The 9702-nt window shown below is 69.8% G+C and carries 10 protein-coding genes; 4 read left to right on the top strand and 6 right to left on the bottom strand.

Going from position 1 to position 9702, the window contains the following annotated elements; translation table 11 throughout:
• Together AOK08_RS37615 and AOK08_RS37610 are read left to right on the top strand one after the other, a co-directional pair.
• Positions 1–637 (top strand): TetR/AcrR family transcriptional regulator (locus AOK08_RS37615; protein WP_055534472.1); only part of this gene is annotated, 637 nt, incomplete at its 5' end.
• 165 nt (positions 638–802) lie between these two features.
• Complete coding sequence (locus AOK08_RS37610; protein WP_055534470.1) at positions 803–1552, top strand: bifunctional DNA primase/polymerase; 750 nt, start codon at positions 803–805, stop codon at positions 1550–1552.
• 130 nt (positions 1553–1682) lie between these two features.
• Here the strand turns inward: AOK08_RS37610 and AOK08_RS37605 are convergent, their stop codons facing one another.
• From AOK08_RS37605 to efeO, 4 genes are all read right to left on the bottom strand, one after another.
• Positions 1683–2621, bottom strand: coding sequence for an SCO2278 family lipoprotein (locus tag AOK08_RS37605; protein WP_055534468.1), 939 nt, complete (start codon positions 2619–2621; stop codon positions 1683–1685).
• 85 nt (positions 2622–2706) lie between these two features.
• Complete coding sequence (gene efeU, locus AOK08_RS37600) at positions 2707–3627, bottom strand: iron uptake transporter permease EfeU (protein WP_055534466.1); 921 nt, start codon at positions 3625–3627, stop codon at positions 2707–2709.
• 5 nt (positions 3628–3632) lie between these two features.
• Complete coding sequence (gene efeB, locus AOK08_RS37595) at positions 3633–4931, bottom strand: iron uptake transporter deferrochelatase/peroxidase subunit (RefSeq protein WP_055534464.1); 1299 nt, start codon at positions 4929–4931, stop codon at positions 3633–3635.
• A 15-nt stretch (positions 4932–4946) separates the two neighbouring features.
• Positions 4947–6086: an iron uptake system protein EfeO gene (efeO, locus tag AOK08_RS37590; RefSeq protein ID WP_055534462.1), complete on the bottom strand. Its 1140-nt coding sequence runs from the start codon at positions 6084–6086 to the stop codon at positions 4947–4949.
• A gap of 378 nt (positions 6087–6464) precedes the next feature.
• Between efeO and AOK08_RS37585 the strand changes: the two genes are divergently transcribed.
• Complete coding sequence (locus tag AOK08_RS37585) at positions 6465–7109, top strand: PhzF family phenazine biosynthesis protein (RefSeq protein WP_055534460.1); 645 nt, start codon at positions 6465–6467, stop codon at positions 7107–7109.
• An 82-nt stretch (positions 7110–7191) separates the two neighbouring features.
• Here AOK08_RS37585 and map read toward each other — a convergent pair whose 3' ends face one another.
• Positions 7192–8049, bottom strand: coding sequence for a type I methionyl aminopeptidase (map, locus tag AOK08_RS37580; protein WP_055534458.1), 858 nt, complete (start codon positions 8047–8049; stop codon positions 7192–7194).
• A 60-nt stretch (positions 8050–8109) separates the two neighbouring features.
• On the opposite strand from map, the gene AOK08_RS37575 reads away from it, so the two are divergent.
• The gene (locus AOK08_RS37575; protein ID WP_055534456.1) at positions 8110–8340 is read left to right on the top strand and encodes a hypothetical protein; all 231 of its coding nucleotides are present in this window, start codon (positions 8110–8112) and stop codon (positions 8338–8340) included.
• A 70-nt stretch (positions 8341–8410) separates the two neighbouring features.
• Here AOK08_RS37575 and AOK08_RS37570 read toward each other — a convergent pair.
• Positions 8411–9702, bottom strand: a 1292-nt coding sequence (locus AOK08_RS37570) for an MFS transporter (RefSeq protein WP_055534454.1), incomplete at its 5' end; no start/stop codon positions are given.

The following is a 9702-nucleotide window of genomic DNA, read 5'->3' as shown; positions in this document are numbered from 1 at the left end:
GGCCAGACCCGCCCCCGACTCCACCCGCCGCAGCGAGAAGTCCCGCCGCGCCATCTACGAAGCCGCCCTCGCGCTCGTCGGCGAGGTCGGGTACCGGAAGACGACCATCGAGGGCATCGCCGCCCGGGCCGGTGTCGGGAAGCAGACGATCTACCGGTGGTGGGCCTCCAAGGGGGATGTGCTCATGGAGGCCTTCGTGGATCTGAGCGAGCAGGCCGCCGAAGCCGCTCAGCCCGGGCGACAGTACGCCATCCCGGACACCGGTGATCTCGCCGCCGACCTCAAGGCCGTACTGCGTGCCACCGTCGACCAGCTGTTCGACCCCACGTTCGAGGCCCCCTCCCGCGCCCTCGCCGCCGAAGGCGTCGTCGACGAGGAGCTCGGCCGCAGGTTCGTCACCCGGCTGCTCGAACCCTCCCTCCAGCTCTACGTCCAACGGCTGCGCGCCGCCCAGGACGTGGGGGAGGTACGGGCCGGCGTGGACCCCCGTATCGCCCTCGAACTCTTCGTCTCCCCGCTCGCCCAGCGCTGGCTCCAGTACACCGGGCCGATCTCGTACGAGTACACGGACACCCTTGTCGACTACGCCCTGAACGGGATCGCCTCGCCCGGCAGTCGCACGAGCCGAAATGGCTGAAAAATGCGGATGGTAAATCCTGCTAATCCACTGGAAAGCGGCTGATTCCACCTCCCGTACACCTCGTCCCCCCTACCCCGGATGTCGGCTCCGGCCCCCCGCACCGCAGGATGGTGGGACCATGGAGCAGGCTGTCCGCACAACAGCAGCGAGGCGAGGCGATACATGAGCGCGGAGTTCGGCGGTAGTACGACGGGCCGGCAGGGCAGGATCTCCCAGTGGCTGCGTGGACGCCGTACGAATGCCCGGGAGGACGCCGCCACGGCCGCCGAGAGCGGGCGCCGTGAGGAACTGCTGCTCGCCGTCGCCCGCGCCGGACTGCCTCTCGCGCCCGCCGCGCACCCCTCCGCCTACCGGTGTTCCTGCGACCGCGTCGGCTGTCCCACGCCCGCCCGGCACCCGGTCTCCTTCGCCTGGCACACGCAGTCCACCACCGACCGCGCCCAGATCGAGCGTTGGGCCAGGCACCAGCCGCAGGCCAACTTCATCACCGCGACCGGCATAGTCCACGACGTCCTCGACGTGCCCCTCGAAGCGGGCCGTGCGGCGCTGGAGCGGCTGCTCGGGGCCGGGATCGAGGTCGGGCCCGTCGCCGAGAGCGACGACGGACGGCTGCTGTTCTTCACCCTCACCCGCGGCACCCCCGACGACGAGGACGAGTGGTGGCCCTGCGAACTGGACTGCCACCCCGAGACCATGGACGAGCATCCGGGCCTGCGCTGGCACTGCCGGGGCTCCTACGTCCTCGTACCGCCCGCCCGGCTCCCCGGTGACCAGGGCGTCTACTGGGTGCGCGGGCCGGAGTTCGCCCTGCCCGACCCGCTGAGCCTGCTCGAAGTCCTCACCGACGCCTGCGCCCGGTACGCCGGTGAGGAGCCCGACCACGCCACCACGGCCTGGCCCCACCGAGGCTGAGGCCGAGGCCGAACTCCGCCCCAAGGAACCCCAAGAACCCCAAGGGACCCCAAGAACCCCGGGGGACCTCAAGAACCCCAAGAACCCCAGGGAACCCCAAGGAACCCCGGGGGAGCGGGAGTTACGGGAGTTACTCGCCTTGCGCCGCAGTCAGTCCCTGGATGCGGTTCAGGAACTCGACACTCTGATTCGCGGCGCCCCTCCCCGGGTCCAGCACCACCTGGTTCGACATGAACTCCAGCGTCAGCGACTGCTTGATCTCACCCGTCGTCAGTGCCAGCACACTGTCGCTCGGCGCCGGGATCGACGTGCCCTGCGCGGCCGTCTGCTTCTCGTAGTGGTGCGTGGCGAAGAAGACCAGCGCGCCGCCGTCCGCCGTACGCAGACCCACCGGGGCGAAGTCGTCCTTGGTGAGTGGCTCGTCGATGTACTGGGTGACGAGCCCGGGCTTGATGGCGCTCTTCTTGCGCTGTTCCACCCAGCCGCTCGTGTGCGCCCCGGGCGCGAAGACGGTGCCGCCGCCGTCCTGTAGATAGTTCGCGTAGTCCGCGCTCAAGTCCTTCGGCGCGACGGCCAGTTCGGCGCTGTCCGCGGTCACCGGCTCCGCCAGGCCGTCCTTGTCCGTCCTGAACTCCGGTACGTCGTCCGGGTCGAGCAGCGTCAGATACGACACCGCCCACGGCTCGGCCGCGTTGCTGCGCGTGAACACCAGCAGCCAGCGCGCCTTGTCGCCCTTGTTGGCGTCGGCGTTGACGACGAACCAGCGCGGCCAGCCCGCCTTCTTCGGGATCGTGATCCTGGTGTCCGTGAACTCCAGGGGTACGTACGACGAGTTGCCGCTCGGGCTGATCCTGCGGCCCGCGTCCAGCCGGGCCGCGTCGATCGCGCCCAGGGCGCCGGTGACGTAATCGGCGTCCTGGGCACGGTCGTACGTCCTGTCCGCGCTGTTGTAGGCGGCGGTGAAGTCCTTCAACGCCTCGGCGGCCTCCGTCGGGGAGGCCGCCGGGAGCACCTCGCGCTCGCCGTGCACCACGACACAGCCGCTCGCGGTCAGGGACAGCACGGTCACCGAGGCCGCGGCGAGGGCACTTCGCCGAAGAAGCCGCCCGGGAAGGCGCCCTGGAAGCCGTCCTGGAAGGCGCCCGAGAAGGCGCTCAAGAAGACTTCGTGGCGTCCGACGGCTCCGTGGCGTCAGTGGATTCCGAGGGCCGCGACCCCTGCTGACCCTGCTCACCGTGCTCATCAGCTCGCTTCACCTTCCCCTTCCCGGAGGCGAACCCTACCGGGGCGAAGAAGATCGCGAGTGTCGGGATCAGGTAGAGCGCCCACACCGTGACCTGGAGGACGGTCGGGTCCGGCTGGAAGTTGAGGACGCCCTTGAGGAGGGTGCCGTACCAACTGTCCGGCGGGATCGTGTCGCTGATGTCGAAGAGCTTGTTGTTCAGGCCGGGCAGCCAGTCGGCCTCCTGGAGGTCGTGGAAGCCGTAGGCGAGGACGCCCGCCGCGACCACGACCAGCATGCCGCCGGTCCAGGTGAAGAACTTCGACAGGTTGATGCGCAGGGCGCCCCGGTAGAAGAGGTAGCCGAGCACGATCGCCGTCGCGATGCCCAACAGGACGCCGATCAGGGGCCCTTCGGTGCCGTCGCTGGACGCCCGCACCGACGCCCACACGAACAGCGCGGTCTCCAGGCCCTCCCGGCCCACGGCGAGGAACGCGGTCGCGACCAGCGCGCCCGTGCCCATCGTGAGGGCCGCGTCCAGCTTGCCGTGCAGCTCCGACTTCAGATGCCGGGCCGTACGCCGCATCCAGAAGACCATCCACGTCACCAGGCCGACGGCGATGACCGACAGCGAGCCGCCGAGCGCCTCCTGAGCCTCGAACGTCAGCTCCTGGGAGCCGAATTCGAGCAGGAAGCCGAAAGCGAGGGCCAGGGTGATGGCGACCGCGATACCGGCCCAGATCGGCTTCAGGGCGTCCCGGCGCTCCGTCTTCACCAGATAGGCGATGAGGATGCAGACGACGAGACTGGCTTCCAGTCCCTCGCGCAGCCCGATCAGATAGTTCGCGAACACGGCGCCTACGCCTCCTTCGAGAACAGTGCGCGGCCGAACCAGTCGTCCTTGTCGCGGATCCCCGGCGGGATCGCGAAGGCGGCCGAACCGACGTGCTGGATGTACTCGTTGAGCGCGTCGGTGGCGAGGTTGCGCTGGACGGGGATGAAGCCCTTGCGGATGTCCCGCATGTAGGCGAGGAAGAACAGACCCGCCTCCAGACGGCCGAGGCCGTCCGTGCCGTCCGTGAAGGAGTAGCCGCGACGCAGCAGGGTCGCGCCGTGGTTGGAGTCGGGGTGCGCGAGACGGACGTGCGCGTCGGGCTTCATCGCCTTCAGGAACGGCTCGTCGCGCTCCTTCGCCTTGCCGACCGGAGCGCCCTCGCCCTTGTCGCGGCCGAAGATGTCCTCCTGCTCCTGGAGCGAGGTGCGGTCCCAGGGCTCGATGTGCATCCGGATGCGCCGCGCGACGAGATACGAACCCCCGGTCATCCAGGCCGACTTGGCGTCGGTGTCCGCGCCGTCCACCCACACGAACTTCTTCAGCCGGTCCGTCTCGGTGCCCGCGATGTTGCGGGTGCCGTCCTTGAAGCCCAGCAGATTGCGCGGGGTCTGCTCCTCGGGGGTCGTCGACGACGTCTTGCCGAAGCCGAGCTGCGACCAGCGCACCGAGACCTTGCCGAAGCCGATCCTGGCCAGGTTGCGGACGGCGTGCACCGCGACCTGCGGATCGTCCGAGCAGGCCTGCACGCAGACATCGCCGCCGCTGCGGTTCTTGTCGAGGTTGTCGCCCGCGAAGGCCGGCAGATCGACGAGGGCGTCGGGCCGCCGGTCGGCCATCCCGAGCTTCTCGAACAGGCCGGGCCCGAACCCGATCGTCAGCGTCAGCCGCGACGGCTTCAGCCCCAGCGCCTCACCGGTGTCGTCCGGCGGCGCCTCGGCGAGCCCGCCGTACGCGCCCTCGCCGACCGCCAGCCCGGCGGTCATCCGCCGGGCCGCGGCCGTCCAGTCCTTGAGCATCTGTACGAACTCGGCACGGTCGTCCGTCTCCAGGTCGAACGCGGCGAAATGCAGCCTGTCCTGCACCGGCGTCGCGATGCCCGCCTGGTTGTCGCCGTGGAAGCCGATGGCGCCGCCCGCCTCGGCGGCGACCGTCTGCACCTGGTCCGTGCCACGGGTCATCGCCACGGCACTCCCGGCCGCGACGGCCCCGAGCGCGAGCCCGGCCCCGCCCCAGCCGATCAAGGCCCGCCGCGAGGTACCGGCCTCGCCGCTGCTGCCTTCGCCGTTGCTGTCTTCGGTGGTGTTCTGCGGTGTCTCCGTCATGGCAGTGGGTCTCCTCTACTTCACGACGGCGGCGGCGAGCTTGGACAGCGGCTCCGCGAGCGCGTTCACCGCGTCCGAGAGCTGCTTGCGGCCGGTCTCATCGACCTTGTCGTACGAGACGAAGTCGTACGAGTTCTTGTCCGCGCGGTACTTGTCGAGCAGCGTGTCCAGGGCCGCGAACTGCTTGTCCAGCTCCGTGACCAGGGCCGCGTCGTTCTCCTTCGCGACCGGCTTCAGCAGCTCGTAGGCGTCCTGGGCGCCCTCGACGTTGCCCTTGAAGTCGACGAGGTCGGTGTGCGAGTAGCGCTCCTCCTCGCCGGTGACCTTGCCGGTGGCGACCTCGTCGAGGAGCTCCTTGGCGCCGTTGGCCATCGAGGTCGGGGTGATCTCGGCCTTGCCGACCCGCTCCCGCCAGTCGGTGAGGTCCTTGATCAGCTGGTCGGCGAGGGACTTGTCCTCGGCGGTGATCTTCTTGGCCTGCCAGAGGGACTTCTCCAGCCGGTGCCAGCCGGTCCACTTCTGGCCGGCCTCCAGGCCGTCCTCGCGGACGTCGACCTTCGGGTCGATGTCACCGAAGGACTCGGCGACCGGCTCGGTGCGCTCCCAGCCGATCCGGGAGGGCGCGTACGCCTTCTTCGCGGCGTCGAGGTCGCCGGCCTTGACCGCCTTGGCGAAGGTCTCCGCGAGCGGCAGCGTGGCGTCGGCCTGGTCCTGCGAGTACTTGCGGTAGGCGGCCACGGCCGCGTCGAGACGCGGGTCGCGCTTGGCGGTCTTGCCGCCGGTGGCCTTGACGGCCTGGCGGATGCCGTCGCCCTTCATGCCGGGCTTGCAGGCGATCGTGTAGTCGCCGGCCTTCATCTCGGCGGTGATCTTCTGCTTGGTGCCGGGGCCTATGTTCTCGCGCTCGGTGACGATCCGGTCGTCCGGGAAGAGGACGTAGACCTCGGTGACCTTGGAGCCCTTGTTCTCGATGTCCAGCTCGATGTGCCCGGCCGGGAACTCCTTCTTCGACACCTCGCACTTGTCGTCCGTCGCGGTGACGCTGATGGCCTGGTCGCCGCCCCCGGAGCTGCTCTTCTCCGTGCAGCCGGTGACGGCGGCCAGCGCCGCTGCGGTGGCGGCGGCGGTGACGACGGAGAGTCTGACGGCTCGCATGCGTGCTCCTGGGAATCGCGAGTGGCGAACGGCGAATGACGGAATGGCCGAAAAGCGACGTGTCTCGGCTCACGCCGGTTTGGTGAGGCAGGCCTAACTTACCTAAGGCTTCCCTCAGTGATACCCGGCGGGTCGGTGATTCACCTCTCATGGGCGACGTAGAGCACGGGCTGATCACGACGGCTCGATGTCGACCCAAAGTCAACGTAAAGCGCATCCCGCGTACAGGTAATGCGGAGGCAATGCACAGGTCGGGTCTGCCGGACCGGTGAGATCAGGACACCACCACCACTCGCCCGGCGCCCCGGATCGCCCCTCATCGGCGGTGTACCGACGCGTAGTTGGTGGCCTCCGCCACCTGGGTGTTTGAATGCGCGCGTGACTGATTACGACGTACTGCGCGTCTTCTGCGCCCCCAACGGGGGATACGGCAACGAGCTGGGCGTGGTCCGCGAGGGCTCCGTCATGCCGGAGCGGAGCGACCGCCAGGCGTTCGCGGCGAAACTCGGCTTCAGCGAGACCGTGTTCGTCGACGACCCCGAGCGCGGGATCATCGACATCTACACGCCCACCCTGCGCCTGCCCTTCGCCGGTCACCCCTGCGTCGGCACCGCCTGGCTGCTCGACGTGCCCGAACTGGTCACGCCCGCCGGGCTGGTGGGGGCGCGGCTGGACGGCGAGTTCAGCTGGATCGAGGCGCGGGCGGAGTGGGTGCCGGCGCGGACGCTGCGCCGGTACGGTTCGGCCGCCGAGGTCGACGCGCTGGAGGTGCCGCCGCCGGGGGAGTGGATCTACGCGTGGGCGTGGGAGGACGAGGCGGCGGGGCGGGTGCGCGCCCGCGCGTTCCCCGGGCGCGACGACGGGATCAAGGAGGACGAGGCGACCGGGGCGGCGGCGCTGCTGCTCACGGACCAGCTGGGCCGGGCGCTCAACATCACGCAGGGCAAGGGCTCGCAGATACTCACGGCGCCGCAGCCGATGGGGTGGGTGGAGATCGGGGGCCGGGTGTTCCTGGAGCGCTGAGCCTCCGGACACACCTGTGCCCGGACAAGCGGCAAGCCCGCCCTCCGAGGAGAACGGGCTTGAGGCGGGAGCGAACGGTGGGCTACGGCAGCGTCAGGATCTCCGCGCCCGTGTCCGTCACCACGAGCGTGTGCTCGAACTGGGCGGTGCGCTTGCGGTCCTTGGTGACGACCGTCCACCCGTCGTCCCACATGTCGTAGTCGTACGAGCCCAGTGTCAGCATCGGCTCGATGGTGAAGGTCATCCCGGGCTGGATGAGCGTCGTGGCGTGCGGGCTGTCGTAGTGCGGGACGATCAGCCCGGAGTGGAAGGACGAGTTGATGCCGTGCCCGGTGAAGTCGCGGACGACGCCGTATCCGAAGCGCTTGGCGTACGACTCGATGACCCGGCCGATGATGTTGATCTGCCGGCCCGGCCGGACGGCCTTGATCGCCCGGTCCAGGGACTCCCGGGTCCGCTCGACGAGCAGCCGGCTCTCCTCGTCGACGTCCCCCACCAGGTACGTCGCGTTGTTGTCGCCGTGCACCCCGCCGATGTACGCCGTCACGTCGAGGTTGACGATGTCGCCGTCCCGCAGCACGGTGGAGTCCGGGATGCCGTGGCAGATGACCTCGTTGACGGACGTGCACAGCGACTTGGGGAAGCCGCGGTAACCGAGGGTGGACGGGTAGGCGCCGTGGTCCACCATGTACTCGTGGGCCACCCGGTCCAGCTCGTCGGTGGTCACGCCGGGCGCGATGAGCTTGGCGGCCTCCGCCATCGCCCGCGCGGCGATCCGCCCGGCGATCCGCATCGCCTCGATCGTCTCGGGCGTCTGCACCTCCGCCCCGGTGTACGGGGTCGGCGCGGGCTTGCCGACATACTCGGGGCGACGGATGTTCCCGGGCACGGAACGGACGGGAGAGAGCTCCCCTGGGACGAGCAGCGACTGGCCAGACATACCAGCGAGTTTAACTACCCCCGGTGGGGGACGATGACCCTGGTGAAAGGAGTCCAGACCATGGCCCTGTTCAAGAAGCGCACGGTCGGCAAGCCGGGCGAGTGGTACTACTGCCTGGAGCACAAGAAGGTCGAGGAGGGCCCGGACTGTCCGGGCAAGGACCGCTTCGGTCCGTACGGCAGCCGGGTGGAGGCCGAGCACGCGATGGAGACGGCTCGCGAGCGGAATGTTCAGTGGGAGAACGATCCCAAGTGGCACGATGCGGGGGCGCGCGGCGAGGGCGAGGACTGACAGTCGGGGTGGTTGCGGCGGTTTTTTGGGTGCGGGTGCGCTGTGGCTGGTCGCGCAGTTCCCCGCGCCCCTACGGGGTTGCCGCTAGGCCTGTTTTCGTCTCCCGCTCTTTCTGTAGCCGTAGGGCGTGTTCGTTCGTGCGGGCGTCGTAGCGCATGAGGCCCGGTAGGCACAGGGCCAGGAGGCCCACGCCCGCCGCGCACGCCAGGCCGCCCGTCCATACCGATGCCCGTACGCCCCGCCACGCGGCCATGCCACCCGCCCTGACCTGGCCGAGTTGTGGGCCGACGGAGTACGACAGCAGCTCGATGCCCGCGAGGCGGCCGCGCAGCTCGTCCGGGATCGTCTGGTTCCACATCGCGCTGCGGAAGATGCCGCTGACCATGTCGAAGCAGCCGCCGATGAGCAGGAACAGCAGCACCAGCCATACGTCGCCGACGATCCCGGAAGCGGCGATCGCCAGCCCCCACCCCGCCGCCCCGAGCACGACCATCCGCCCGTGCCGGTGCACCCGTGAGGTCCAGCCGCTGGTGAGGCTCACGAGCAGCGCCCCCGCCGGGATCGCCGCGTACATCAGGCCGAGCGACCACTCGGCGTCCAGCTCGTCGGCGAGGAACGGCAGGACGGCGAGCGGCATCGCGAGGAACATCGCGGCGAGGTCGATGGCGTACGTCCCGAGCAGCTCCTTGCGGTTCCACGCGTACCGGGCGCCCTCCGCGATGGACCGCAGGGACGGCTTCGCCGCCTCGTGGGAGGCGGGGGAGGCGGCGAGCCCCACGACGAACAGCAGGGACACCGCGAAGGTGACGAGGTCGACGGCGTACGCCCAGCCGAGCCCCGCGTACGCCACGACCACACCAGCGAGAGCCGGTCCCGCGACCCCGCCGACCGTCCAGCGCAGGGAGTTCAGCGAGGCGGCGGCCGGCAGATGCTCATGGGCGACGACCCGGGGCAGCAGCGAATCGAGCGCCGGCCGCTGCACGGACCCCAGGGCGGAGGTGAGCGCGGCGACCACGTACAGCGGCCAGATCAGCGGCTCGGGCAGCACCGCGTTCACCAGCAGTACGGCGCACAGCACCCCCTGCCCCGCCTCCGTCCAAAGGATCAGCTTTCGCTTGTCCGCCGCGTCGGCCAGCGCCCCGCCGTACAGCCCGAACACGATCAGCGGGATCAGTTCCACGGCCCCGATCGCCCCGACCGCCGCGGCCGATCCGGTCAGCTCCTTCATCTGCACCGGCAGCGCGACGAAGGTCAGAAAACTCCCGAAGTTGGTGATCAGCCCCGACACCCAGAGCTTCCGGAAATCGCTGGAGGCCCGCCAGGGGGAGAGATCGGGGAGGAGGGCACGGAGGGAGGAGGTCA

Source organism: Streptomyces graminilatus, assembly GCF_001418565.1.
Lineage (GTDB): Bacteria > Actinomycetota > Actinomycetes > Streptomycetales > Streptomycetaceae > Streptomyces > Streptomyces graminilatus.
The sequence above is the reverse complement of the archived record's forward strand: the minus strand, read 5'-3'. Positions and strand labels throughout refer to the sequence as shown.

Bases quoted from the DNA above. Each gene is read 5' to 3' on its own strand.
- AOK08_RS37575 (WP_055534456.1), top strand. From the start codon at position 8,110: ATGGCCCTGTTCAAGAAGCGCACGGTCGGCAAGCCGGGCGAGTGGTAC.
- efeB (WP_055534464.1), bottom strand. From the start codon at position 4,931: ATGACGGAGACACCGCAGAACACCACCGAAGACAGCAACGGCGAAGGC.
- efeO (WP_055534462.1), bottom strand. From the start codon at position 6,086: ATGCGAGCCGTCAGACTCTCCGTCGTCACCGCCGCCGCCACCGCAGCG.
- map (WP_055534458.1), bottom strand. From the start codon at position 8,049: ATGTCTGGCCAGTCGCTGCTCGTCCCAGGGGAGCTCTCTCCCGTCCGT.
- AOK08_RS37610 (WP_055534470.1), top strand. From the start codon at position 803: ATGAGCGCGGAGTTCGGCGGTAGTACGACGGGCCGGCAGGGCAGGATC.